22 protein-coding genes are annotated in these 25,792 nt (G+C 66.4%); 10 read left to right on the top strand and 12 right to left on the bottom strand.

What is annotated here, in order from left to right; genetic code table 11:
• Window positions 1-7: 7 nt before the first annotated feature.
• Genes AC1M2K_RS07120 through AC1M2K_RS07135 form a run of 4 tightly spaced genes read left to right on the top strand, consistent with a single transcriptional unit; the run spans window position 8 to window position 5,296 of the window.
• Window positions 8-1,324, top strand: a complete 1,317-nt coding sequence (locus AC1M2K_RS07120) for an ABC transporter substrate-binding protein (protein WP_480240410.1) — start codon at window positions 8-10, stop codon at window positions 1,322-1,324.
• On the top strand, window positions 1,324-2,289 hold the full coding sequence (locus tag AC1M2K_RS07125; RefSeq protein ID WP_480240411.1) for a carbohydrate ABC transporter permease: 966 nt from the start codon (window positions 1,324-1,326) through the stop codon (window positions 2,287-2,289). The genes AC1M2K_RS07120 and AC1M2K_RS07125 overlap by 1 nt, the downstream gene beginning before the upstream one ends.
• Entirely contained in the window at window positions 2,289-3,191 is a 903-nt protein-coding gene (locus AC1M2K_RS07130) for a carbohydrate ABC transporter permease (protein WP_480240412.1), read from the top strand. Before AC1M2K_RS07125 ends, AC1M2K_RS07130 begins: the two co-directional genes overlap by 1 nt.
• On the top strand, window positions 3,188-5,296 hold the full coding sequence (locus AC1M2K_RS07135; RefSeq protein WP_480240413.1) for an alpha-amylase family protein: 2,109 nt from the start codon (window positions 3,188-3,190) through the stop codon (window positions 5,294-5,296). Before AC1M2K_RS07130 ends, AC1M2K_RS07135 begins: the two co-directional genes overlap by 4 nt.
• A 51-nt stretch (window positions 5,297-5,347) precedes the next feature.
• Here the strand turns inward: AC1M2K_RS07135 and AC1M2K_RS07140 are convergent, their stop codons facing one another.
• The 3 genes from AC1M2K_RS07140 to AC1M2K_RS07150 form a co-directional block, all read right to left on the bottom strand.
• Window positions 5,348-6,400: a LacI family DNA-binding transcriptional regulator gene (locus AC1M2K_RS07140; RefSeq protein WP_480240414.1), complete on the bottom strand. Its 1,053-nt coding sequence runs from the start codon at window positions 6,398-6,400 to the stop codon at window positions 5,348-5,350.
• Between the two features lie 194 nt (window positions 6,401-6,594).
• Window positions 6,595-7,407 carry a PIG-L family deacetylase gene (locus AC1M2K_RS07145; protein ID WP_480240415.1) on the bottom strand — a complete coding sequence of 271 codons (813 nt, stop codon included), beginning with the start codon at window positions 7,405-7,407 and terminating at the stop codon, window positions 6,595-6,597.
• Window positions 7,404-8,600, bottom strand: a complete 1,197-nt coding sequence (locus AC1M2K_RS07150; protein WP_480240416.1) for a glycosyltransferase — start codon at window positions 8,598-8,600, stop codon at window positions 7,404-7,406. Before AC1M2K_RS07150 ends, AC1M2K_RS07145 begins: the two co-directional genes overlap by 4 nt.
• A 267-nt stretch (window positions 8,601-8,867) precedes the next feature.
• On the opposite strand from AC1M2K_RS07150, the gene AC1M2K_RS07155 reads away from it, so the two are divergent.
• Window positions 8,868-13,907: a lamin tail domain-containing protein gene (locus AC1M2K_RS07155; RefSeq protein ID WP_480240417.1), complete on the top strand. Its 5,040-nt coding sequence runs from the start codon at window positions 8,868-8,870 to the stop codon at window positions 13,905-13,907.
• Between the two features lie 165 nt (window positions 13,908-14,072).
• Here AC1M2K_RS07155 and AC1M2K_RS07160 read toward each other — a convergent pair whose 3' ends face one another.
• Entirely contained in the window at window positions 14,073-15,296 is a 1,224-nt protein-coding gene (locus tag AC1M2K_RS07160) for an epoxide hydrolase family protein (protein WP_480240418.1), read from the bottom strand.
• Between the two features lie 252 nt (window positions 15,297-15,548).
• Here AC1M2K_RS07160 and AC1M2K_RS07165 point away from each other — a divergent pair, with 252 nt between their 5' ends.
• On the top strand, window positions 15,549-16,475 hold the full coding sequence (locus AC1M2K_RS07165) for a DMT family transporter (RefSeq protein ID WP_480238721.1): 927 nt from the start codon (window positions 15,549-15,551) through the stop codon (window positions 16,473-16,475).
• 75 nt (window positions 16,476-16,550) lie between these two features.
• Here the strand turns inward: AC1M2K_RS07165 and AC1M2K_RS07170 are convergent, their stop codons facing one another.
• From AC1M2K_RS07170 to AC1M2K_RS07185, 4 genes are all read right to left on the bottom strand, one after another.
• The gene (locus tag AC1M2K_RS07170; protein ID WP_480240419.1) at window positions 16,551-17,663 is read right to left on the bottom strand and encodes a hypothetical protein; all 1,113 of its coding nucleotides are present in this window, start codon (window positions 17,661-17,663) and stop codon (window positions 16,551-16,553) included.
• Window positions 17,664-17,723: 60 nt separating this feature from the next.
• Complete coding sequence (locus AC1M2K_RS07175; RefSeq protein ID WP_480240420.1) at window positions 17,724-18,617, bottom strand: hypothetical protein; 894 nt, start codon at window positions 18,615-18,617, stop codon at window positions 17,724-17,726.
• A gap of 180 nt (window positions 18,618-18,797) precedes the next feature.
• Window positions 18,798-18,965, bottom strand: coding sequence for a hypothetical protein (locus AC1M2K_RS07180; RefSeq protein WP_480240421.1), 168 nt, complete (start codon window positions 18,963-18,965; stop codon window positions 18,798-18,800).
• A gap of 106 nt (window positions 18,966-19,071) precedes the next feature.
• On the bottom strand, window positions 19,072-19,524 hold the full coding sequence (locus AC1M2K_RS07185; RefSeq protein ID WP_480240422.1) for a MarR family winged helix-turn-helix transcriptional regulator: 453 nt from the start codon (window positions 19,522-19,524) through the stop codon (window positions 19,072-19,074).
• Window positions 19,525-19,650: 126 nt separating this feature from the next.
• On the opposite strand from AC1M2K_RS07185, the gene AC1M2K_RS07190 reads away from it, so the two are divergent.
• Window positions 19,651-20,259 carry an NADPH-dependent F420 reductase gene (locus tag AC1M2K_RS07190; RefSeq protein ID WP_480240423.1) on the top strand — a complete coding sequence of 203 codons (609 nt, stop codon included), beginning with the start codon at window positions 19,651-19,653 and terminating at the stop codon, window positions 20,257-20,259.
• A gap of 99 nt (window positions 20,260-20,358) precedes the next feature.
• Here AC1M2K_RS07190 and AC1M2K_RS07195 read toward each other — a convergent pair whose 3' ends face one another.
• Window positions 20,359-21,327 carry an AraC family transcriptional regulator gene (locus AC1M2K_RS07195; RefSeq protein WP_480240424.1) on the bottom strand — a complete coding sequence of 323 codons (969 nt, stop codon included), beginning with the start codon at window positions 21,325-21,327 and terminating at the stop codon, window positions 20,359-20,361.
• Between the two features lie 80 nt (window positions 21,328-21,407).
• Here AC1M2K_RS07195 and AC1M2K_RS07200 point away from each other — a divergent pair, with 80 nt between their 5' ends.
• Both AC1M2K_RS07200 and AC1M2K_RS07205 read left to right on the top strand, forming a co-directional pair.
• The gene (locus AC1M2K_RS07200; protein ID WP_480240425.1) at window positions 21,408-22,268 is read left to right on the top strand and encodes a Rossmann-fold NAD(P)-binding domain-containing protein; all 861 of its coding nucleotides are present in this window, start codon (window positions 21,408-21,410) and stop codon (window positions 22,266-22,268) included.
• On the top strand, window positions 22,265-22,717 hold the full coding sequence (locus AC1M2K_RS07205) for an anthrone oxygenase family protein (RefSeq protein WP_480240426.1): 453 nt from the start codon (window positions 22,265-22,267) through the stop codon (window positions 22,715-22,717). The genes AC1M2K_RS07200 and AC1M2K_RS07205 overlap by 4 nt, the downstream gene beginning before the upstream one ends.
• A gap of 30 nt (window positions 22,718-22,747) precedes the next feature.
• On the opposite strand, the gene AC1M2K_RS07210 is transcribed toward AC1M2K_RS07205, so the two are convergent.
• Together AC1M2K_RS07210 and AC1M2K_RS07215 are read right to left on the bottom strand one after the other, a co-directional pair.
• Window positions 22,748-23,104 carry a hypothetical protein gene (locus AC1M2K_RS07210; RefSeq protein ID WP_480240427.1) on the bottom strand — a complete coding sequence of 119 codons (357 nt, stop codon included), beginning with the start codon at window positions 23,102-23,104 and terminating at the stop codon, window positions 22,748-22,750.
• Between the two features lie 257 nt (window positions 23,105-23,361).
• Entirely contained in the window at window positions 23,362-24,273 is a 912-nt protein-coding gene (locus AC1M2K_RS07215) for an NAD(P)-dependent oxidoreductase (protein WP_480240428.1), read from the bottom strand.
• A 66-nt stretch (window positions 24,274-24,339) separates the two neighbouring features.
• Here AC1M2K_RS07215 and AC1M2K_RS07220 point away from each other — a divergent pair, with 66 nt between their 5' ends.
• Window positions 24,340-24,810 (top strand): hypothetical protein, encoded by a 471-nt coding sequence (locus tag AC1M2K_RS07220; protein ID WP_480240429.1) that lies wholly within the window; start codon window positions 24,340-24,342, stop codon window positions 24,808-24,810.
• A gap of 58 nt (window positions 24,811-24,868) precedes the next feature.
• On the opposite strand, the gene AC1M2K_RS07225 is transcribed toward AC1M2K_RS07220, so the two are convergent.
• A complete protein-coding gene (locus tag AC1M2K_RS07225) occupies window positions 24,869-25,792 on the bottom strand; it encodes an NYN domain-containing protein (protein ID WP_480240430.1) in 924 nt (307 codons plus the stop codon).

Raw genomic sequence — 25,792 nt, forward strand, 5'->3', positions numbered from 1 at the left:
GGACAACATGCAGGACGTCAACCGCAGGAACTTTCTGACATTCGCCGGGCTCGGAGCGCTCTCCATCGGCGCGATGGCCCTCACCGGATGCGCACCGGGCACCTCAGGTGGCGCCGGCGCAGGTGGAGGCGGAACCACCGCAGCGGGCACGATCCGTTTCGCCTGGTGGGGCGGGGTGGACAGGCAGAAGGCCTACATCGCGTCGCTGGAGAGCTTCAGCAAGTCATTCCCGAAGATCACCGTCGAGCCTGAGTTCGGCGACTACGACGCGTACCAGGAGCGGATGACCACCCAGATGGCGGCACGCGATGTGCCCGAGGTGTTCTGGATCCCGTCTCCGCAGGTGCTCACCTATCGCGACGCCGGCATCTACCGCACGCTCGACGATGTCGATGCGCTGGACCTCAGCGCGTTCACCGACGCCGAGCTCAAGCTCTTCAAGCTCGACGGGGAACTCAACACGCTGCCGAAGTCGATGTTCAGCCCGATTCTGCGCTACAACAAGACCTTCCTCGAGGAGGACGGCGTCACCATCCCCGAGAAGCTGACCTGGGAAGGCCTCTCCGAACTGCTCATCGACTACTCCAAGGACAACTCGGGCGGTCGCAAGGGCACCACCTACGGCGCGTACCATGACATGCCGTTCGAGTCTTACCTGCGCCAGCGGGGTGAAGACCTCTGGACCAAGGACGGCAAACTCGGAGCCAGTACCGAGAGCGTCGCCGAGTGGATCAACTGGTGGGAGAACCTCCGCAAGGCGGGCGCCACCACGAGCATCAGCGAGCAAGACGGCATCCAGCCCGCCTGGTCTGACACCGGTAGCAAGATTCTCGTCAGCTTCGCCAACTCGAACCACATCGTCGACGAAGCTCCGGCGTTCCCGGACTACGAGTTCGACCAGCGCGACCTTCCGGCGTTCGCGGATGCCGAGGCCGGATACCACTTCACCTACTACAGCCGGTTCGCCATGTACTCGGGAATCGAAGACGACCACGTGGCGGCAGCGGCCGAGTTGATGAACTTCAACCTCAACTCGCTCGACCTTCTCAAGCTCGTCGGCCTGTCTGCGGGAGCCCCACCCAGCCAGAAGCTCCTGGACTCGTACGAGAAGTCGGCATCCGCAGACGAGCAGAAGGTCATCGCCGTCACCCGCGACATCGCGAAGCGTGAGCAGCGGGCCCGCTCCGAGGCGCCGGCAGGGTCAGGCACCTGGCGCGACATCCTCGTGCGTGAGCTCGAAGGTGTGACGCTGGGCGAACGTTCGGTGAAGGATGCCTCGAAGAACTTCGTGAAGGCCGTCAACTCGGAGATCGAGAAGGCCTGATGACCGCCCTCACCGAACGCAACACCGACGTGGCTCCGGAGGCGGGACCTCCTCCGTCTCCGGAGCCCAGACGCCGCCGCCGCGCGTCGCACGAACGCCAGGGCTGGGTCGCCCACATCTTCCTCCTGCCGTGGATGCTCGGCATGATCCTGGTGACAGCGGGCCCGCTGATCGCATCCGCCGTTCTCGCGTTCACCAACTACGACCTGCTCACCGCGCCGGAGTTCATCGGTTTCGACAACTTCACGCGGATGATGGAGGACGAACGGTTCTGGGCCGCTGTGCGGGTCACGCTGCTGTACGTCGTGGTGTCCGTGCCGCTGCAGCTCGGCTTCGCGCTCTTCCTGGCAATCCTGCTCGACAAGGGACTGCGCGGACTCTCGCTCTACCGGAGCGCTTTCTACCTCCCGTCGCTGCTCGGCGGAAGCGTCGCGATCGCGATCCTCTGGCGCCAGATCTTCGGTGATGCCGGACTGATCAACACCCTGCTCGCGTTTTTCGGGATCGAGGCGGACAGCTGGCTTCAGAACCCGGACACCGCTCCGTGGACGCTGATCATCCTCAATGTGTGGACGTTCGGCTCACCCATGGTCATCTTCCTCGCTGGTCTCCGCCAGATTCCCGAGGAGCTGCTGGAAGCCGCTGAAGTGGACGGCGCAGGCCGGGTTCGCCGATTCACGTCGATCACGATCCCGCTGCTCACTCCGATCATCTTCCTGAACCTGATCCTGCAGATGATCAGCGCCTTTCAGGCGTTCACCCAGGCCCACGTGGTGAGCGGAGGGACCGGTGGTCCGCTGGACTCCACGCTCTTCTACACCCTGTACATCTACCAGGAAGGCTTCCGCAGTTTCGACATGGGGTACGCGGCTGCCATGGCCTGGGTGCTTCTGATCGTCATCGCCCTCGCGACCGGCGCCAATTTCCTCGCCTCGCGGCGCTGGGTCTACTACGGAGACGAATAATGGCCATCACAAACGGGACCCTCGATTCGCTCAACATCGAGCTCGATGACGAGAGCAGAGCACCACGTCGCGCGAGTGGCAGGGGGAAGCGCGCCATCCGGCACGTCTTCCTTCTCGTCTTCGGGTTGCTCATGCTCTATCCGCTGCTCTGGATGGTGATCAGCTCGTTCAAGCCGAGCAACCTCATCCTCTCCCAGACCGGGCTGTTTCCCACTGAGCTGACGACTGACAACTACACCGACGGCTGGGATGCGCTCGGAACGCCGTTCACGATGTTCCTGATCAACTCGGGTGTCGTCGCCGTCGGGTCGATCCTGGGGAACCTCTTCTCCTGCGCCCTGACGGCGTACGCGCTGGCGCGGCTGAACTTCCGCGGAAACAAGCTGTACTTCGGCCTCGCTCTGCTGACGATGATGCTGCCGTTCCACGTGCTGATCATTCCGCAGTACATCCTCTTCGCCGAGATCGGCTGGATCAACACCTACGCGCCGCTGCTCGTACCGAAGTTCCTGGCGACGGATGCTGTCTTCATCTTCCTGATGGTGCAGTTCATCCGGTCGATTCCGCGGGAGCTCGACCACGCAGCGATGCTCGACGGCGCGGGGCCGTTCCGGATCTTCTGGTCGGTCATCCTGCCGCTGATGCAGCCGGCGCTGATCACGACCACGATCTTCACCTTCATCTGGACCTGGAACGACTACTTCGGGCCCCTGCTGTACCTGACGAAGACGAAGCTCTATACGGTCCCTGTGGCGCTCAAATCGCTGGTCGACACCGAAACCCAGAGTGGAATCGGGATCATGTTCGCCATGTCGCTCGTCTCCTTGGTTCCGATCCTGCTGTTCTTCCTCTTCGCGCAGAAACACATCATCAAGGGCATCGCCACGACGGGAATCAAATGACCATCACATCCACGGCGAGAAGCCGAACGACGCCCGCACACTGGTACGACGGTGAGCAGAGATGGACGCAGCTCACCTTCGTCGAAGACGACCCGCTGACCTTTGACCTCGCCGAGTGGGCGGATGTGATGGACAGGACCTCGTCCACGGCGATCTGCATCAGCGCCGGTGGGTACATCGCCTTCTATCCGACGAAGATCCCGTTGCACTACCGGAGCAAGCACCTCGGCGACCGTGACCTCCTCGGTGAGGTCGTCGACCTGGCCCGTTCGCGCGGGATGTCGGTGATGGCGCGGATCGACCCGCACGCCGTGCACCAGGATGTCGTCGACGCGCACCCCGAGTGGATCGCGCGAACCGAAGACGGGGAGCACTTCGAGCACTGGGCCTACCCGGGCACCTACGTCACAGACGCATACGGCGACTACAACTGGGAGTTCACGACGGAGGTCGCCCGTGAGGTGGCAGCCGAGTACGACGTCGACGCGATCTTCGCCAACCGCTGGCAGGGTCACGGTCCGTCATACACAGACACCGCCAGGCGCCTGTTCCGGGAGGCCAGCGGGCTCGAACTGCCCACATCGGCGGATGCCGCCGGCTCGGACGCATGGGCCACCTACCATCGATGGCGTCGCCACCGGCTCAGCGAACTCGTCGCGCACTGGGACGAGCAGGTCCGCGCCGTGAAACCATCCGTTCGCTTCATCCCGAACCTCGGGTCGTTCGCCGCAGGGGAGCTCGACGACTCGGTTGCGCGCGACCACGTTCCGTTCTTCCTCGTCGACCACCAGGCGAGGAACGAAGGCGAGACGCAGTGGGCTGCCGGCCGGGATGCGAAGCGCACCCGTTCGATCTACCCGGACAAGCCCGTCGGACTGATCACATCGGTCGGCCCGGAGTCGCACGGCTACCGCTGGAAGGACTCGGTCAATGCGTCCGCAGAAACCGTCAGCTGGATCGTCGACGGATTCGTCCACGGCGCCTTCCCCTGGTTCACGAAGTTCGCTGCACGAATCCACGACCCCCGCTGGGTTCCGGCTGTCGAGCGGGCTTTCGGGCTGCACCGCGATGTGGCGCGCCTCTGGCAGGATTCCAGGCCGGCCGCCGAGGTGTGCGTCTGGGATGTCGACGGGCCGCTCGTCGCCGAGCGGGTGCGGGCTGCCGGCGCCGGGATCTACCAGGCCCTCGTCGAGCTGCGCGTCCCGTTCGAGTACGTGAACGACCGCAGCCAGCACCGTCTCTCGTCTCCGGAGACCCGACTGGTGATCCTGCCGGAGGTCTACGAGATCTCAGCGGAGTCGGCATCCGCTCTTCGGAGCTTCGTCGAAGACGGAGGGTCGCTGCTGGTGATCGGCTCCGGCCCGCAGACACCGGACGGGACGCTGCTCCTGACCGACCTGCTCGGAGTCGAGCTCGTCGAGCGACGCGACGACATCGTCAAGAACAACTACATCGTCCCCACCCCTGGCGGTGGGCTCGACGGGGGCCTCGAGGGAACGACGAGGATCATCGGCGGCACCCGGCTGGCCACGTTCGAAACCTCGCCAGGAATCACCGTCGACTGGCGCTTCGTGCCGGATCACCCAGACCTGCCGATGGAAGAGGTGTACCCGCGATCGGAAGCGATCACGCCTGCTGTCTTCAGGGGCGCCGTCGGCCGGGGGCAGGTCAGGGTGCTCGGCTTCAACGCGGCGGAGCTGTATGGCGAGGTGCTTCTCGAAGACCATCTCACTCTGCTGGGCAATGCCGTGCGTGAGGGCCTGGGTGATGAACCGGCTGTCGAGGTCACCGGCCCTGGGCTGATCGACTGCGCGACCTGGGTGAGTGACGACGGCTACTCGGTCGTCTTCGCGAACCTCACCGGACCGATGGCGATGCGTGGTCAGCAACGGGAGGTCTGGCCGCTCGACGGGCTCCACGCCGGCATCGACCTGGCGCGTGTCTCGGAAGCGGTCGGGCGAAGCATCCGCCTGGATGACGTGTCGGTCACCGTGCTCGATGACGGCGCGGTGCGTTCAGCCGAGTGGAGTGTGGGCGAAGACGGCCGGATCATGGTCGACCTGCCCACCGTGCTCGAGCTGGGTCTGGTCCGGCTCACGTGGTGAGTCTGTTCATCTACTGAGGCGTGAATCCGTCGGGACAAGGTCCCGGCGGATTCACCGTTTCGGAGCCCGACCGGTGGATGCCCGCACGACGAGAACTGGTTTCTCGAGCGGCACGTCTTCGGTCACGGTTTCGCCGAGCAGTCGGATGAGTTTCGCTGCTGCCGCTCGGCCACGTTGTACGGCGAAGCGCTGCACAGTGGTGAGCTGCGGGTCGACCCATTCGCCGACCTGCATTCCCTCGTAACCGACGACGGAGAGGTCCTCGGGTACCCGGAGCCCGCGGCTTTGGCCGGTGCGCATCCCGGCGATCGCCATGCTGTCGGTGCCGTACATGATCGCGGTCGGAGGGTGGGCCAGATCGAGGAGCTGAGCTGTTTCCTCTGCGGCGGCAGCCGGCGAGTATTCGGTGCTGATGACCGAGTGCGGTGCGAGGCCGAGAGCCGTGAGGGTGTCCTCGAAGGCGCTTCGACGGATGTTCGGCAGTACGAATTCGGACGGTCCGCCAATGTACGCGATGTTACGGTGACCGAGCTCGACCAGATGCTGGACGGACTCGGGGATGCCGGCGTTGGGCGGGTCGGAGTCGATGAACTCGACGACGTCGGGCTTCCACGGTGTGCCGACGAGGACGGCGGGGAGGCCGACCTCACGCATGAGATCGAAGCGCGCGTCGTCGATCCGAGAGTTCGTGAGGATGACGCCGTCCATGCGCTGGCGCTCGGCCAGGTTGCGGTAGAACGTCGTCTCGTCATGGGATCCCACCATGAAGACGTTGAGCAGCAGGCCGTACTCGCGGGGTGCGAGGATCGATTCGATCCCGGAGATGAGGCCGACACTGGCGGCGCCGACATCCGGAAACTCGGATGAGCTGTTGAGGACGAGGCCGATCGCCTGTGCGCGGGAGGTTCGCAGTGCGATCGCTGCGGGATTCGGGGTCCAATTGAGCTCGCGGGCGGCATCCCGAATCCGCTGACTCGTCGCTTCCGAGATCCTGCCGTTGCCGTTGAAGACCTTTGACACGGCTCCAGGAGACACGCCAGCGAGCGCGGCGACATCGGAGATGGTCGCGCGGCCGTTCCTGCGAGGTGGAAGCTGTGTGGTCAATGGATTTCCCTCCTGACCACCATGTTATTGGCTTGATCCTCATCTGCTGGTCGAGCAGCTCGCGTCGCGAGCGTATTGAGACCCCGCTTCCCCTCGCGTCCCGCACCCGGCACGCCGTTCATAGTGCGCAAATCGACCCGAACGGTGCGCTTCGCGTCGTTTTGCGCACCACGAAGCCGAAGTGCGCGCAAAACTCAGTGCTGGTCGAGCAGCTCCCGCAGGGCGCGCACCGACATCACCGGCACATCCGACGGGGCGACGATCCGCAGCCCGACATCGGTGCCGATCGGCTCACGCTGTCCACCTGAGTGCACCACATGGTCGCCGACAACCGTCAGCTGGCTCGCGTGGCAGCGCAACGCCGCCGTCACCACCGCGCGGTGCGTCGTGAGCGACAACCACTCCGCGTCATCCGTCGGCGTTTCGAGCAGCTCCGCATAGGGAATCCCCGCCGCGACGGATGCCGCCACAGCCGCTTCCCGAATCCGCACGTGGTCGGGGTGGCCATACCCGCCGTCGGAGTCGTAGCTGATCACGAGGGACGGTCGTTCGACGGCGAGCAGCGCGGCGACGTCGTCGACGACCTCGTCCAGGGGCGCGACCGAGAGGGCGTCGGCATCCGCATCGCCAGCGGGGCCGGCCAGCCCGGGCCGGATCCATTCCATGCCCGAGTCCCGGTAGCGCCGAGGCAGCCGACCGGCCGCCCGCGCCGGCTCGTCACCGAGCCAGTACTGCGCGGAGATGCCGAGAGCAGCCACAGCACCGGCGAGTTCGTCCTCGCGGGCGCGCGTCAGGGCATCCGCATCGGTGTCAGCGGGCAACGCATCGGCCACGATCTCGCCGCGTTCGCCACGGGAAGCCGTCAGCAGCGTCACCCGCACCCCGCGCGCGACGAGTTCGGCGATGAGCCCACCGGACGCGAGCGTCTCGTCGTCGGGGTGCGCATGGGCGAACAGCACTGAGCTGACGCCGTCGAGAATGCCGGGCGTCGGGAAGAGGTCGGTCACGAAGCGATGTCCGTTCGGTGGGTGAGCAGTCGGGTGTAGACATCGGCGGTGGCCGCGGCGGTGCGGTCCCAAGTGAAGTGTTCGGCGCGAGTGCGCCCGGCGGTGCCGAGACGGGCGGACAGCGTGTCGTCCTCGAGCAGGCGGCGGACGGCATCCGTCCACGCAGCGGGATCACGGGAGTCGACGAGCAGTCCGGTGACACCGTTCTCGACGGCCTCGATCAGGCCACCGGATGCGGTCGCCACGACCGGGATGCCGCTGGCAGCGGCCTCGAGCGCGACAAGCCCGTAGGTTTCGGAGTGCGACGGGACGACGAGCATCCGGGCGCCACGGAGCAACTCGGCGAGGTCCTCACGCGACTGCGGACCGAGAAAACGGATGCCGTCGGCCAGCCCGTGCGCGCGGGCGTGCTCACAGAGGTCGGCGGGGTATTCGTCGTGACCGGTGGTGGGTCCGCCGGCGATGACGAGCTCAGGGCGGAAGCCGTCGGGCAGCGCCGCGATCGCTTCAATGGCGAGGTCGAGGCCCTTGAGCGGTTCGAGGCGGGCGGCCGCGACGATGTAACCGGGGTGGGCGGCCGGCGCGACGGCGGGGGCGAAGAGGTCCGCGTCGACACCCGGGGTGACGACGACAACGTGCGCGGGGGAGGCACCGAGCCGGGTGATCACGGTGTCGCGCTCGGCGGCGCTCACGGCGATGACCGCGTCTGAGGCCTGTGCCAGGTGCGCTTCGCCGAGCATCCGTCCGGGGGATTCGGGGCGTTCGCCGTCGGACAGCGGCGTGGACGGGTCGGCCGCGATGCTGTGGAAGCTCTGGACATGCGGGATGGCGCGGCGGCGCGCGAAGTCCAGCGCGGCTTCTCCGGAGAACCAGTGATGGGAGTGCACGACGTCGTACGGCCCCAAGGCCTGAAGCGACTGGGCGAACTCAGCGATGTACGCTTCGTGGTCGCCCTTGATGCGGCGTTCGGCCGGCCCGGCGTCGAGGTGCCGGAGGGTGACGCCCGGTGCAAGGTCGTGCGCGGCGGGTCCGTCGGGGTCGGTGCGGCGGGTGAGGATCTCGACGATGTGGCCCTGCGCGGCGAGCGCGAGGGCCGTTGAGCGGACCGCGACGTTCATTCCGCCGACGTCGCCGGTGCCTGGATCGTCGTCTGGCGACGTGTGCAGGCTGATCATGGCGATGTGGAGGGTCACTCCCTGAGTTTACGGGGGGTTGGCTGAGTGTTGCTTCGGTGCCCGTCCGCGGCCGCGCGCACCCGCCCCGATCCGCGAGTGGGTTTCGGGAGGAATGTTCGGGGGTCCATCTCCTCTACGTGGATCGACTCCCGGAATTTCCTCCCGAAGTCACGGTGGGCCGACCCGACACCCCGCACCCACCACCCAGACACCCCGCGTTCACCTCCCGGTACTCCCGGGTCCATAGGTTCGAAACGCTTCCCCCATCGAACCGAAGGTACCTCTGTGTCTACGCCACGTCTTCGGCGGTTCAGCGGAGCTCTTGCCACAGCCACTGTGTGGGTGCTCGGCATGGGCCTGCTTGCTGCCACGCCCGCATCCGCCGCCCCAGCTCCCGGCATCCCGCCGCTCGTGATTACCGAGATCGTGGCCAACAATCCGGGCAACGACAACTTCGAGTACTTCGAGGTGCACAACACGACGGCGGATGCCATCGACCTCGCGGCGGCAGGCATCACCTTCGCCTACTCCTACGTCGACTCCGACGACCGGGCTCGAGACGTCCCGCTCGCCGTCGACGGCGAGATGACCATCGCGCCCGACGAGACCGTCGTGTTCTGGCTGAGCTACACGACCGGCGCCGTCGACTCCACGGCGTTCACAATCGAGGGCTTCAAGGAGGCGGTCGGGGCGGATGCCGCCACGCGCGTCGTCCGCGTCACCGGGCAGAACGGCATGGCAAACGGAGGCGACCGCGGTGTGCGCATCCTCGGCGCCGACGGCCTCGTCTCGTGGTCGCACTACCCGACCGGGTCGATGGGTGAGGACCAGGCCGTGCACTTCCGCCTGCCGGAGGACCCCGCCGACCTCGGCCTCGACGTGCTCGCACCCAACGCCGTCAAGAGCCCGGGCGTCGTCGATCCCGCCGCGCTCGTGCGCCCGGTGCCCGAACCCGACCCCGTGCCGGAGCCAGGCCCCGCCGCGAACTGGCCGCTCATCGTCACCGAGATCGCGCCCGACCACGTCTCGTTCGACAACTTCGAGTTCTTCGAAGTGCACAACACCACGAACCTCGACATCGACCTCGCCGCGGCCGGCTACAGCTTCGCGTATGGTCCGGTCAACTCAGATGACATGACCTCCGACGTGCCGCTCACTGCTGAGGAGAACCTCGTGCTCGGCGCCGGCGAAACCGCGATCTACTGGGTCAGCTACACCAGTGGCAACGTCGACTCCTACGCCTTCACTGAGGCGGACTTCCGCGCCGAGTGGAGCGTGCCGGCAGACACGCAGGTCGTTCGCATCACGGGACAGAACGGGATGGCGAACGGCGGAGCCCGCGGCATCCGTGTGGTCCAGACGACGGATGCCGGTGCCGATTCGGTCAGCTGGTCGCACTACCCGGCCGGCTCGGTCTCGACGACGACCACCGCGCACTTCCGCATCCCAGGAGACATCGCCGAGAACGGCCTGACCCTCCTCGAATCGGCGGCGGCCACACCCGGCGTCGTGAAGGACGAGGCGCTCACCGCTCCGGAACCCGAGCCGACTCCCGGTTGGAACCCCAAGCCCGACCCGGCACTCACCACGGCCCGGCTGCAGATCACCGAACTGCTCCCGGACTCGACCAACGTCGGAGCCGCGGACGGTTTCGAATTCATCGAGCTCTACAACGCGACGAGCAAGCCGATCGACTTCGCCGACTACACGGTCAACTACCTCTACCCGATCGACATGACGAGCAACAGCAACGAAGTGCTCTGGCCGTCACAGCCCACAGACGCCGTGGTCGAACCGGGCAAGACCCTCGTGTTCTGGATCAAGAACGGACCGAACGACGCCCTGGGTGCCGACGCATTCAACGCGCAGTTCGGCACGAACCTCGAGCTGGGGAAGAACCTCGTCGAGATCTACTCCGCAGGAATGGCAAACGCCGCACCGCGTGGCATCGAGATCCTCACCAACACCGGCTTCAGCGTCAACCGCGCCTACTTCAACATGGGCGCGACGGATGATTCCGTCGCCGACCAGGGCATCCGGTATGCCGTCACCCCTGAGGACCTCGGACTGCAGCGGATGCTCGGCATCACTTCCTCCACGCCCGGAACGATTCAGGAGGACCAGGTTCCTGCCGGCCTGATGATCGACCCGGTCGACACCACCGGCCCGGTCGTCGAAGACCTCACCGCCGCGACCATCGACCCGGCCGCAGACTTCACCATCGAACTGCGCGCGACCGACGACGTCCAGGTGCGCACGCTGGAACTGGACCTCGCGAACAACGTCGACGACGGCATCCGTTCGGTGAATCTCGTCGCCGGGACCGACGGCCTGTACCGACACGTCGTGAACGCCGCCGACCTCATCGGCAAGAAATGGTACGAGTACACCGTCACCGCACGCGACGGATCGAACACGACCACCACCGAGACCCGGCGCGTGCCGGTGAACGGTGCGAACACGGACCCGATCCGCCTCAACGTGACAGAGGGCCAGTACCTCGGCGGCGAGTCCACTGTCCTCGCGGCCGGTGACGACTACCCGAGCGAGCTCGAGTTGAGCATCGACGGTGACCCGGTCGATTCGGCTCCGAGCCTCGAGAGCGCGCCGACCTTCGTTTTCGAGGCCGGCGGCGTCAACACGTTCTTCCAGAACGGCGTGCGTATCGGAGAAGACGTTTTGCGCATCTTCGACGACGGACTGCCCACCGGCTTCGAGACGATCGTCACTCCCGTGCCGCTCGACTACGTCGTCGAGGGCGACGAACTCGTCGTGAGCATCTGGGCCGGCACGAAGGCCGCACCCGAGATCGACCCCAATGAGAACAACGACGACTTCCAGGTCAAGGGCATGCGACTCGTCCTCCCGGACGGCCGCACTCTCACGCCGGTCGGGTACGACGACCCGGCGCTCACCCTCAACATGGGCGACAGCGCAGGCAAGCTCGACTTCTACGACGCCCGGTTCGCCCTGCCCGCGGATGCCTTCAACGGTGAGGCGACGGTCTGGGACACGACCGCCACCACCGACGGCACCCACGTCGTCTCGGCGACCGACGGCATCGACAGCCTCAGCCGTACGGTGATCGTCGACAACACCGCCCCCGAGGTCACCTCCTCGATCGTGGACGGCACGCCATACCAGGGCGAGATCCGCATCGAGGCCGAGATCACCGACGCCGGTTCAGGGGTTGGCTCGTACACGGCCACCCTCGACGGCATGCCGATCACCCTGCCGTACACGACCTCGTCTCTGACCCTCAACGCCGGCCAACACGCGGTGGTGATCGAATCGACAGACAAGGTCGGGAACATCACCCGGTTCGAGGCGACGTTCACCACGTTCGAGGAGCAGCCCACCGGTGGAGCGATCAGCCCCACCGAAGGCAGCGAGGTCGAAGCCGGCGACGTGAGCCTGTCTGCGCAGGTCGACGACCCGACCGGAGACATCCTCGACGTCTCGTTCCGCGAGGGCTACCGGCTCGACCTCGAAGACGGCGACGTCGAAACGCAGTCCGGAACGACACAGGATGCCGCGGCCACCGACCGCGAGCAGCCGATCGCCCTGAAATCCACCGATGTCGCAGCACTCGAGACCGTCGACGGTGTCGCCACTGAGATCAGCTCGGACGACGAGTTCCCGTACCAGCTGTTCGATGTGGACGTGCCTGCGGATGCCGGTGCTGACGCTCTCGTGCGGGTCTCGTGGGCGGGAACCGCGAACGCGAACGCGCAGGTGATCCTCTACGCGCTCACCGCAGACGGAGCATCCTGGACCGAGGTGACCCGCCACCTGACGACCACCGACGACGAGGCGTTCACGCTCTCCGGTGTCGTGGAGGCCGGAGCCCACGCAGCTGACGGAAAGGTCAGCATCCTGGTGCAGCACTCCGAAGGTTTCGCTGCGGCCGACCAGACCGAGCGCGACTCAGCGGTCACCCCGCACAACGCGGGGGACGTACCGCGGTCGAAGTACGACTTCACGCTCGCGTGGGAGTCGGACACGCAGTACTACAACGCGCAGTATTACGACCACCAGGTCGCGATCCACGACTACCTGCTCGAGCGCCGCGAGGAACTCAACCTGCAGTACGTCTTCCACACCGGGGACGTCGTCGACAACCACCTGCAGCCGTACCAGTGGGAGAACGCCGACCCGCAGTACCAGCGGTTCGACGACGCCGGGCTGCCGTATGGCGTGCTCGCCGGAAACCATGACGTCGGCCACAAGGAGGTCGACTACACCTACTTCGGTCAGTACTTCGGTGAGGAGAGGTTCGCCGCGAACCCCTGGTACGGCGGAAGTTACGAGAACAACCGCGGACACTACGACCTGATGACCGCCGGTGGAATCGACTTCATCATGGTCTACATGGGCTGGGGTCCAGGCGACGCTGAGATCGACTGGATGAACGAGGTGCTCGCGGCTCACCCCGAGCGCATCGCCATTATCAACCAGCACGAGTTCATGCTCACCACCGGTGGGCTCGGCGCCATGCCGCAGCGCATCATGGACGAGGTCGTCGCGACCAACCCGAACGTGAAGATGGTGTTCTCCGGGCACTACCACGACGCGTTCACCCGGGTCGATGAGTTCGACGACGATGGTGACGGCGTCAACGACCGCAAGGTGCAGTCGATGCTGTTCGACTACCAGGGACTACCGGAGGGCGGGCAGGGCTTCCTGCGACTGCTGCACTTCGACAACGAGACCGGGCAGATGCTCGTGCGCACGTACTCGCCGTCACTCGACAAGTACAACTCCGATGAGGCGAGTCTGCTCGGGCCGGTTGAAGACCCGTACCTGTACCAGGAGTTCGAGGTCTCGTATGCGGACCTCGGCATCGCCCCGGCGACGAAGACGCTGGCGACGGATGCCTTCAGCGCCGAGATCCTGACGGCGAACGAGATCGCCGGGTTCGCGGATGTGCCGAGCGGGTCCGTTCTGACCGCGACCTGGCCGCTCGAGGAGCTTGGAGAGCACGGCTGGTATGTGCGGACGGCTGACCCGCACGGTGCGGTCGACTACTCCGACGTGCGCCTGTTCACGGTGATCCCGGCCGCGGTGATCGAGGAGCCGGAGGAGCCCACGACGCCGCCTGGGGGCGGTGGTGGCAACGGCGAGGATCCGGCCGGGACTCCCGGTGGGTCATCGCCGATCGGTTCACCGGCCGGCTCGGGTGCTGATGATCTCGCTGACACGGGCACGTCTGCTGGACCGGTAGGTGCACTGGGGCTCGGAGCGCTGGCAGCACTCCTGGCGGGCTTGAGCCTGATGCTCTGGAGGCGGCGCCGCTCGCGGCAGGATCTGCGCCTCCGCCGCTGATCCATCCCACGCGCTGATCGAGCCTGTCGAGATCAAGGCGACCGCGCTGCCCGGCAGGTCGGTTTCGGGGAGGAAAATCCGGGGGTCCGTCCACGTATGGACGATAGACCCCCGGAATTTCCGCCCGAAGTCCGGCTTCGCTTCGCTTCAGCCAGCGGGACGGGTCTACTTCAGGCCCGCAACAAACTCGCGGATGTCCGCCGCCACAAGGTCCGGCACCTCCAGCGCCGCGAAATGCCCGCCGTGCTCCTGCTGCGTGAACCGCCTCACATCGAAGAATCGCTCCGCATACTCCTGCGGTGGGTTGGTGATGTCCTTCGGGAACACCGCGATCGCGGTCGGTACGTCGATCTTCATCGACCAGCCGCCGGCATCCGCCGTCCACTCGCCGCTGCCCGCGGCACCCTCGCCGGCAGCAGCCCCGGTGTCGCCGAACCAGTCCGCACCCGTGTCGCCCCACGAGGCCGACCCGTCGGCATCCGACCAGTCACCCATACCCTCGTTGTAATACCGCATCGACGAGCGGATGCTGTTGCGCAGCCAGTAGAGCATCACGTTGGTCAGCAGGTCGTCGTTGCCGATGCGCGTCTCGGAGTACAGCTCGAAGTGGTCGATCAGCCAGGCGGCGAGTCCGACGGGGGAGTCGCTCAGACCGTAGGCGAGAGTCAGCGGGCGGGTCGACTGGATGGTGACGTATCCAGCGGACGTCTCGCCCCATTTCTCGACGGATGCCACGAACTCCTTCTCGGCGTCCGTGGTCTCGTTCGCGTCGAGGAGGTACATGTTCGCGAACGGTACGTCGGTGAGGTGCAACCCGATCACGCGGTCGGGATGGGCGCGGGCGACTTCCTGGCCGATGGAGCTGCCCCAGTCGCCGCCGTGTACGACGTAGCGGTCGTAGCCGAGCCCCTCCATCAGTTCGGAGACGACCTCGGCGGCGAAGTCGGCATCCTGCTCGCCGGTGCCGGCCGCGCGCTGATCGGAGAACGCGAACCCGGGCAGCGACGGCACGACCACGTCGAACGCCGGACCCTCGCCGCCGGTCAGCCGCTCGATCAGGTGGATGAACCGGTAGAACGAGTCCGCCCAGCCGTGGATCAGCACGATCGGAACAGCATCCGGACGGCCCGATTTCTGGTGGATGAAGTGGATGCCGAGGCCCTGGATGTCCGCGATGAAATGGTCGAAACGGTTGAGGTTCGCCTGCGCGGCCGGCCAGTCGTATTCGGTGCGCCAGTACTCGGCAAGGCCCTGCAGGTAGCCGAGCTCGACACCGCGCAGCCAGCCGCTCGGGGTGGCGTCGTTCGGCCAGCGGGTGCGGCTGAGCCGGTCGGCGAGGTCGTCGAGATCCTGCTGCGGCACCTCGATCGTGAATGGGCGGATGTTCATCGCGGGCTCCTTCCGAAACGGTCTGTGGTCCCGAGCGTAGGCATGCATCCGGTCAGGTCTTGTCCTCATGAGGCCGCTGATCGAGCTTGTCGAGATCAAGGCGACCATCCTGCGCTATTCCGGCCGTCCCGTGATCTCGACAAGCTCGATCGACGAGGCGGCATCCGCCCATCTCGGCCAACCTCCGGCAGGTCTCCGCCACATCGCGGCCCGACCGGTCGGAGCGTCGGACGCCGCCCCTACTCTGGAGGCGTGTCAACTTCCACCGCAGCGCCCACCCGACCGACGACGTTGAGCCCGCTGGTCCTCGTCGCGATCGCGGTGACGCTGCTGGCCTGGGCGAGTGCGTTCATCGTCATCCGAGGTGTCGGCCCCGACTTCTCGCCGGGTGCCCTGTCGCTCCTCCGGCTTCTGGTCGGCACGGCGCTGCTCGGACTCCTGCTCATCGGACGCCGCTGGGTGAAACCCACCGGCCGCGAATGGCTGCTCATCCTCGGTTTCGGCGTCGCCTGGTTCGGCGCGTACAACATCGCCCTCAACACGGCGGAACAGACGCTGGATGCGGGCACCACCGCCATGATCGTCAACCTCGCGCCGATCCTCGTCGCGCTGGGTGCCGGGCTGTTCCTCGGCGAGGGCCTGCCGAAGTGGCTCGCCATCGGTGCAGGCGTCGCTTTCATCGGCGTGATCCTGATCGGAATCGGGGCGCGGGATGCCACGGGCGCACTCGATCCGATCGCGGTGCTGTGGGCACTGCTGGCGGCCCTCACCTACGCCGCAGGTGTGCTGTTCCAGAAACCCGCGCTCAAGCGGTTGCCCGCCGGGCAGGTGACCTGGCTCGGCTGCGCGATCGGCACGATCACCTGCCTGCCGTTCACCGGACAGCTCATCGCCGACGTGCAGACCGCACCGCTGCCGTCGATCCTCGGCGTCGTCTACCTCGGAGCCGTCCCGACCGCGATCGCGTTCAGCACCTGGGCTTATGCCCTGTCACGCGTGCCGGCGGGGCAGCTGACGATCTCGACCTACATCGTGCCGCCGCTCGCGATCCTCATGGGGATGCTGTTCCTCGGCGAACTCCCGGCGCTCATTGCGATCGTCGGCGGCATCCTCTGTCTCGTCGGGGTGGCGCTGACGAGGCGGCGGCCGCGGGTGCGGGCCACCACGCTCGTCGAGTAGGCCGCTCCCGACCGCACCGGGACCCCACCTCGCGGGGTCCCGATACGTTTTCATCGCTCGCGGCAGCGGCGTGTTCTACTCCACCTCGAAGTAGAACCGCTCCCCACCGCCGAACGAACTCCCGTACTTCAGTGCCCAGTACCCACCGGACGGGTCATCGGTCGGAATCGCGATCACGACGTTGCCCGTCCCGCTCTCGTCCGGATCGAGCTCGAACAGCACGTCGAGGGTCGGTTCCGGCGCCAGCGCGAACGCGTCGAACCGGGTGAAGGAGTCTCCGTCAGGCGTGACGTACTCGACCGTGACGTCGATGGCCGGCGCGACGGTGGTGTCGGCGAGGGAGGTGAGCTCGACGGTGACCATCGCCCACTGCATCCCGGCCGGGGCATCCGGATTCAATTCGATCGCCGAGACCTCGTCGGTGGCGTCCAGAACGGATGTCGAGATCGTCGCCGCGTAGACCGGGTCGCCGGACTCGTCGGTCAGATCGACGACCGTGCCGAGCGGGTGGACGTCGACGACGGTGTCGGTCGGTGACGGCGCCGGCTGCTCGGAGACGTCTGTCGGTTGCGGGGAGTTCCGCGTGGCTTCGTCGACGGCGCCGGAGACGGCGAAGATGAAGCCGAAGGTGTAGACGAAGACCATCACGAACGCGATCACGAGCGAGAGCGCGGAGAGGATGGTGCCCCACGCCGCCATCCGCCGTGGCCGGTCGACGAGCGCCAGGCCGACGATGCCGAGGATCACGCCGGCGACCCCGACGAGGAACGCGCCGAAGTTGACGAACGGGATGAACGCGATGACGATTCCGCAGATCCCGAGGATGAGGGCGGCGAGGCCCGCGCCGTTGGTCCGTTTCGGCGGGGTCTGACCGGCGAGGGTGTAGCCGTACGGCGGCTGCGGTTGCGGCGGGTAGAAGTCCGCCGCGTTGTACGTCGGTGGTTGCTGCGGGGGCGGAGGCTGCGGTGGATACTGCTGCGTCGGGTAGTTCGTCGGATACGACGGGGGAGGCGGCGGATACGGCGGCGGCAACTGCTCGGTCGGGTACTCCGGCGGCAGTTGCTCGGTCGGGTACTGCTCCGTCGGGTTCGGCGGCGGCGTCGCCTCAGGTGGCTGCGGCGTCGACTCCGGCGGCTGCTGGGGTGTGGCGTCCGCCGGTCCGTACGGGCTCTCCGGTGGGTTGGTCATGACTTGAGTGTCCTCCACAGTTCCGCGAACGTCGAGGGGGAGTCCACCGAAGTATCCGCCCTAGGACGGATCGAAGAAGTACTCCGCAGTGCCGGTTTGTTCGCTGCCGTACTGGATCGACCACAGCCCGCCCGTGGCATCCGTTGTCGGGATCGCGACGATCACGAATGCCGTCCCGCTCTCGCCGAGGGCGAGCGTGCGCTGCAATTGGGAGAGGTCGTGTTCCGGCGGCACTGCGTAGGCGTCGAGGTCGCTGTAGTACTCGCCGTCGGCGGCGATGTAGTCGACCGCGATCGGCTCCGACGGCTGGTTGGATGCCGCGAGAACCGTGAGGTCGACCGTGGCCATCGCCCACTTCATCCCGGCAGGAGCCTCGGCGCTGCCGCCGTCTGCAGTGATCACGTCGCTGGCATCGAGAACGGATGCCGACACCGTCGCCTCGAAAACACTCGCACCGTCGGCGTCGGTCAGGTCGACGACGGTGCCGAGCGCCAGCGGGACGATCGGCTCGGAGGTGTATCGGCTGGACTCGCCGCCCTGGGCGTCGAGGGTCGAGTAATCGATGGCGTTGCCGAAGAGGAACATCGCGCCGAAGGTGTAGACGAAGATCAGGATGAATGCGAGCACCATCGACGCGGCGGAGAGGATCAGGCCCCACGCGGCCATCCGGCGTGGGCGGTCGGCGAGGACCAGGCCGATGATTCCGAGGATGACACCGGCCGGGCCGAGCAGGAACGCGAAGAAGTTGACGAACGGGACCAACGCGATGACGACTGCGATGATGCTGATGATCAGGGCGGCGAGTCCTGGACCGTTGCTGCGCTTCGGTGGGGTCGGCCCGACGACCGTGTAGCCGTATGGCACCTGCGGTGGGTGGAACATGGCGTGCGGCTGAGGTGGGTACTGCCGGGTGGGGTCCGCTGGTCCGTATGGGCTCTGCGGTGGGTTCGTCATGCTTCCGAGTCTGCCGTATCGGCAGCGCCCGCCGTCGACCCGCATGACCGCCAGTTCGGGTGACCCGCCGCGCCCTCGCTAACCCCGTCGATCGAGCCCAACCCGGTCGATCGAGCCCAACCCCGTCGATCGAGCCCAACCCCGTCGATCGAGCTTGTCGAGATCACGCCACGCTCGACCTCACATCCGCAGCGCCCCGTCCTGCACCAATGCGAACACGACAACCGCAACCAGCCCGAACATCACCACGAAGATGAACGCGACGGCGATGGTGTACCGCGACACCCGGCGGGTCCGCTTCGGCGCGGGGTTCTCCGAATCGTCCGGATGCTGCGTTGCATTGGTCACACCACAAGAGTGCCGGTGGCGACGTGGCTGGTCGAGAACCGCCACGTGAACTTTTGGTGACTCGACCCGCCCACACCGTCGGATGTCATCGAGCGCGTCGACGGCGTCAGCTGCGGTCAGCGCGAAGTTTCGAGATGACGGGTTCCAGTAGCTCCCGAAGCGAGTCCGCTCCGCCCGGTGGAAGCAGGTCGAAGAGGCTCTCGCGAACAAGGGCCACATGCCCAGGGAATGCCGCACGGACCCGTTTCTTCCCGGCTTCGGTGAGGACGGCGAGCACTCCTCGCTCGTCGTCGGCGGATGCCACGCGCGACACAAGGCCGGCTTTTTCCAGCTGCGTGACCTGGTAGGTCAGGCCGCTACGTGAGTGAACGAGAGCGGAGGCCAGGTCCCGCATCCGGACGCCGTCCGGCGCTTCGAGGAGCTGCGCCAGGATCGAGAACTGCACCGGAGTCAGCTGATGCTCGGCGAGCTGGGAGGTGATGGCGCGTTGGACGAGGTCCCCGGCGACCACGAGCGCGAAGTACGCGTCGAGTTCCCCTTTGGCGAGTTCCTGTGGCATCTGATCAGCATAGATGGTTCCACTTCGAACCAATTTGGCGAAGCCCGGAATAATTCGAATTGGAACGAGTTATACCGATCATGAAGTCGTTCGAATCCGAACGACCCACTCCAAGAAGGGTTTCTCATGCACATCGCCATCCTCGGAACCGGCCACATGGCCACCACACTCGCGGAGGGGTTCCGCTCCGCCGGTCATTCGGTGACCTTCGGGTCACGCAGCCCCGAATCCCACCCGGAGCTCGCACCGTTCGTCAGTGACGTGCGATCGGCCGTCGAGGGCTCCGACCTCGTTGTCAGCGCGCTGCAGGCATCCGTTGCTGCAGAGGTGCTGTCCTCGCACGCCGAGCTGCTCGCCGGGCACGTTCTCCTCGACATCGGCAACGCGGTGACGGAGCGCTTCGAGCTGATGTATCCCAACGGAAGTCTCGGTGCCGTGCTCCAGGAGGCTCTGCCGCGCACGTCAGTCGTCAAGTCGCTCAACACGCTGGCAGGGACGCTTACCATTGCGCCCAACGCCGTGAGCGGGCCGACCTCCGTCTTCCTGTCGGGCGATGACGCGAATGCGAAGGCCCTCGTCTCGGGCCTGCTCGTAGACCTCGGCTGGCCCGCAGAGCAGCAGATCGACCTGGGAGGGATTGAGACCGCTCGGGGACCCGAGCATTACTTCCTCCTGTTCGCCGGCCTGATGCAGGCACTCCGGAGTCCGAACTTCAACATCGCCGTCATCCGCTGAGAACACGAGCGACCCCCGCTGGTCGAGTAGCGACGAAGGAGCGTATCGAGACCCGCCGCACATGGATCTCGATACGCGGCCTCCGCTGCGCTTCGGTCGCTACTCGATCAACGGTTCTGCTGCCGTCAGCCGCTCACGGCGCCCACGCCGGTAGGCGGTCGGGCTCATGCCGTACGCCCGCGAGAATGCCGTGCTGAACGTGAATGCGCTGCTGTAGCCGATCTCGGCGGCGACGGTCGCGGTCGTGGCATCGCTGCCGACCAGCCGATCGGCCGCCAGGGCGAGACGCCAGCTGGTCAGGTAGCCCATCGGCGGCTGCCCGACCAGCGAGCTGAAGCGGGCTGCGAGCTTCGCGCGTGACACGTGCACCCTGTTGGCCAGTTCGGCCACGGTCCACGGTGTCGCGGGCTCGTCATGCAGCAGCGACAGTGCCTGGGCGACGACCGGGTCGCCGAAGCCGGCCACCCAGCTGGCCACCGGCGAATCGGAGCGGCGGCCGAAAGCGCGCACGACCTGCATGAGGAGGAGGTCGAGCAGGCGGTCGAGTGCGCTTCCCTGCCCCAGGTCGGATGCGGAGAGTTCGCGTTCCAGGAGCGCGACGAGCGTGGCATCCGTTTCGTGTTCGTCGAAGATGGCGATCGGTGGCAAAGCGGATGTCACGAGCTGGCCCACGGCTGCTTCACTCGGGTAGGTGCCGATGAGCATAACGGTCTCGCCGGCTGGGTCGTTGCCCCAGGTGCGCACGCCCTGCCGCATCGTCGTCTCGAGGTTGTCGCCGTCCGGTGTGCGGCATACCTGGTTGGCGTCGATGATCACCGTGGGTTCACGGTCGGGCCGGTCGCTCAGGCGATAGGGTTCCGGCCCGCGGACGGTTGCGATCTGCCCCGGGCTGAGGCGCTGAGGTGTGCCGTAACTCGGAACGAGCCAGGAGTCGCCGTGCACGGGCACGACCAGCGTCAGGGCGGCCTCGTCGCGCACGTCGATGGCGAAGGGCGGGGCCATCACCACCCGCAGGGTGAAAGCGTCACGCGCGCGGGGTTCGGTGAAGAACTGAGTGAGCGGGTCCATGGCGCGAGTCTAGACGATGGCGTATGAAAGCGAGACGGAAAGTTATTCAACGTCCATTCCAAGGCGGGCAGGATCGGGCCATGACCACAACGAACCCACTTTCCCCTGTCCTCGTCACCGGCGGCACCGGTCGCACCGGCGCCCGCATCACCCGCCGTCTCGCCGAGCGGTCAGTGCCCTTTCGGGTCGGTTCCCGCCGCGCCGAGATCCCCTTCGACTGGAACGATTCCTCCACCTGGCCCGGCGCACTCGACGGGATGAAAGCGGCGTACCTCTGCTACAGCCCTGACCTGGCCTTCCCCGGCGTGCCCGAACTGATGAGAAGCTTCACCGCCGTTGCTGCTGACGCCGGCGTTGAGCGGCTCGTGTTGCTCTCTGGCCGAGGCGAAGACGGAGCGCGCGCGGCCGAAGACGTCGTGCGATCGGCCGGACTCGAGTGGACGATCCTGCGCTGCTCCTGGTTTGCGCAGAACTTCAGTGAACACTTCCTGCTCGCACCGGTGCGCCGGGGCAGGCTGATGCTGCCGGCCGACCCCGGCATCCCGGAGCCGTTCCTCGACCTCGATGACCTCGCTGTCGTTGCCGCCGACGCGTTCACCGGCGACGATCACGTGAATCGGATGCTTGAACTCACGGGGCCGAGACTGCTCACCCTCCCTGAGGTGGCGGCTGAGCTCGCGGCCACGACGGGCCGCAGGATCGAATTCGAGCAGTGCTCTCCTGAGGAGTTCGTCGCCGACCTGGGCAACGACGGCGTTCCCGCCGAGGATGCGTTTCCGCTCGCTGAACTCATCACCGAGATCTTTGACGGTCGCAACGCCTCGCTCACCCCTGATTTGCGGGCGGCACTGGGCCGGGAACCCACCGACTTCACCGACTATGCCGCTCGCGCCGCCGCGACAGGAATTTGGGATTCGGTCGTCGCTGTGGGCGCGCGATGACCCCGTGGATTCCGCTGGTCGCGGGCGTCGGCTCGGCGGTGACCGGTGGTTTTCTCCTCGCGTTCTCGGCGGTCGTGATGCCGGCGCTCCGGAGCCGACCGCCGGCCGAGGCAAGCGCCGCCATGGTCGTGATCAACGAGAAAGCGGAGCGCGTCCCGTTCACCGGAGTGTTCCTGGTGACTGCGGTCGCATCGGTCGTCACTATCGTCACCACGGTGGCGGACCCTGAGCCGGACTCAGCCCTGCGAATCGTCGGTGCCGCTCTGTATCTCGCCGCCGTGGTGTCGACGATCGTCGTGAACGTGCCGCTCAACCGGCGGCTGGCTGCGGCGGGCGCCGGCCGTGAAGCGTTCTGGCCGCGGTTCGAGCGTGTGTGGATTCCGTGGAACCACGTGCGAACGGTCCTGTCGGTCGTTGGTGCTGTCGCGCTTCTCGTCGCATTGCCGTAGCGCCCCTCCCGCTGATCGAGCTTGTCGAGATCAAGACCCGAGGGTGTGCGCCCATTCCACGGTGGAGGCGATGAACGCGATCAGCGAGCCCACGACCAGGAACCCCCACCCGAACGCCTGGCGGTCGAACGAATCTGAGGTCCACTTTTCGGCAGGCGTGAGCGGGTCGCCCGATTCCCGGATGTGTTGCTTCAGGAGCGTCCGTCGTTTGCGTAGTCGCCAGCGTGCCACTTCCCGATATTTGGGCCCGCGTCCGCGCACGACACGGTTGAGGTCCGATTGGGAATCCTCGAGAGACCGGATGCCGTTTTGGAGCGCGATCACCATCTGGAACACCGTGCCGATGAGCACCAGCAAGGAACCAAGCGCGATGGCGAAGAGAATCATGCATGAACGATTGCACAATGGTCGAGGATCCGCTCCGCCCAACCCCGCTGATCGAGCCTGTCGAGATCAAGGCTCGCCCAACCCCGCTGATCGAGCCTGTCGAGATCAAGGCCTGCCCCGCCCCGCTGATCGAGCCCGCCCCGCTGATCGAGCCCGCCCCGCTGATCGAGCTTGTCGAGATCAAGGCCTGCCCCGCCCCGCTGATCGAGCCCGCCCCGCTGATCGAGCCCGTCGAGATCAAGGCACCCCGAGGCCCTCTACTCCGCCCCCTCCACACGCAACCGCGTCCCCGCCCGCTCCTCCAGCAGCTTCGCCGCAAGCAACTCCCCGTCCACCGGGCCGAACCGCTCCAGCGCCTCCCGATGCATCCGCGCAACTAGATTCGACAACTGGAACGGCGTCTCCGTGCTACCGGCGAGGTCGGTGAGGGTGTCGAGTTCCTCGACCACCCGGTCGATTCCGAACGATTCGAGGTAGTCCCCGGCCAGGAGCGCGTCGAGGTGGTGGTCGATGAACGCGCTGCCGCCCGGACTGTTCCCGAGCACGGCACGCAGCGTGCCGACGTCGAGGTTGAGTGCCTTGCCGAGCAGAAGCGCCTCAGACACGGCGACGGCCTGCCCGAACCACAGCAGGTTGGCCAGCAGCTTCGCGGTGTAGCCGGCGTCGACGGTGGTCCCAACTCGTGAGAGCCGACTGGCATCCCCGAGCGTCGCGAGCAGCGGCTCGACCCGGGCGAATGCCTCGTCCGTCCCACCGAAGTAGAAGCCGAGCGTGCCGGCAGTGGCTTCGGCAATCCCGCCACCCATCGGCGCCCCGGCGCTCAGCACCCCGCGATCGGTGGCCTGCCGCGCCGCTTCGCCCGCCACCCGGGGATCGTTGCTCGTCAGATCCAGCCAGCACGATCCGGGTCGCATCGCCGCGATCGCGGCATCCGGTCCGAGCATCACCGTCTCGAACTCCCGCGGACCGGGCAACACGGTCACGAGAATGTCGACGACGGATGCCAGCTCGCGGGTCCCCGAGGACGCGATCGCCCCAGCCGACACGGCTCGGTTCATCCGTGCATCGACCAGGTCGAACACCCGAACGCTGTACCCGTCGGCCAAGAGTCGCTCGGCGATCGGAAGTCCCATCCGTCCCAGCCCGAGAACACCGATCGTTTCGCTCATTTGGAACCTCCCGCACTCGACGGAAACACCTTATCCAGCAGCGGTGTCGACCGGTATGGTCGGGGGATGCACCCCTTGGGCGAGTACGCCACCTCCGTCGTGCGGTTGGAGGCGGACTACGCCGACACGGTGCTGTGGTTCATCTATCCGGTCCCGTATGAGCGGACGCACCTGAGTGCGGAGCTCATTCGTGACCTCGAGGCGTGGGAGGAGTTCTTCAACGACGCCCTCACCGAGGACTTCGAATGGCGGGCGGATGATGGGCACCGCCACTTCATTGAGGAGGGCCGCCGCCTGGCCCAGCTCCTCGCCGGTGAACTCGGGGACGCTTTCTCGGTCGAATTCAAATCCTATGAAGAGGGATCGAGGAGGAACCGGTTCCACTCGTCGGGTCCCCCGGCCAACCCGGATGCCGCGGCCGCCTTCACCGCCCTGGCGGACGCGGAGCGCGAGCAATATGAGCACGCTCGGCGGATGCTCGGGTCGAAGGCATCTCGCAAACCCGGTCGCAAGGCGTATCGCAAGTCCGGTCGATGAGCGCCCCGCTGGTCGAGTAGCGACGAAGGAGCGTATCGAGACTGGGCTCTGCCAGATCTCAGGCCTTGAGCTTCAGCCGCAGCGGTGTCGGCTTGCTCTTGTCGATCTCTATGATCGACTGCCGCGACTTGAGGAAGTCGGAGAACTGACTGTAGTTGAGTGGCCGTTCCTGAAATGACGGGTCCATGCGCTTCATCTGGTTCTTGACCGTCGACGCATGCTGCCACTCGAGGTCATTCTTCGCCAGCAGCTCCATCGCCCGCTTGAGCAGCCGGGTGGCTTCCTTCTGCAGATTCCGGGCCGGGCCAAAGGATACCTCCGGTGTGACAGCTGGATCTGGCGACGAGTCCTGGGGAATGGGAGCGGGAGAATTCGTTGTCGTCTCGGGAACGGCATCGGTCGGGATGATCTCGATACCGGGCAACGTGTCGTAGTCGGCGTATTCGTCGCAGGAGGCGGCGAGCGAACTGCTGGTCGCACCGGAGACGCCGATGCCGATGACGTAGCGGTCGAGGCGTTTGCAGCGCTGGGCGAGCGGGATGTAGTCGGAGTCGCCGGCGACGATGACGACGTGGGTGAGGCCCTTGAGGCGGAAGCTGTCTTCGATCACGTCGACGGCGAGGCGGATGTCCGCGCCGTTCTTCAGCGAGGAGACGGTGGGGAACAGCTGGGTCAGGTCGACGGCGCGGCTGATCAGTTGGCGCTGGTAGCCGGCGTTGATGTTCGCAGACCAGTCGGCGTACGCGCGGCTGATCACGATCGTGCCGAACGAGGAGGCGTAGTCGAGGATGGCGCCGACGTCGACGGTTGCTTCGCGGATGCGGGCCACGATGGCCGGGTCGGCCTTGCTGTTGTTGGTGAAGAGGTTGCGGACGCGGTCCTTTGCGAATTGTCCGTTGCCGTGCAGCTGGTTGTAACGGGAGATGACGATGTTGTCGAAATCGATGTAGACGGCGACGCGGTCGCGGGATGCCTTGGCCAT

The sequence above is a fragment of the Mycetocola sp. Y171 genome (assembly GCF_056713165.1).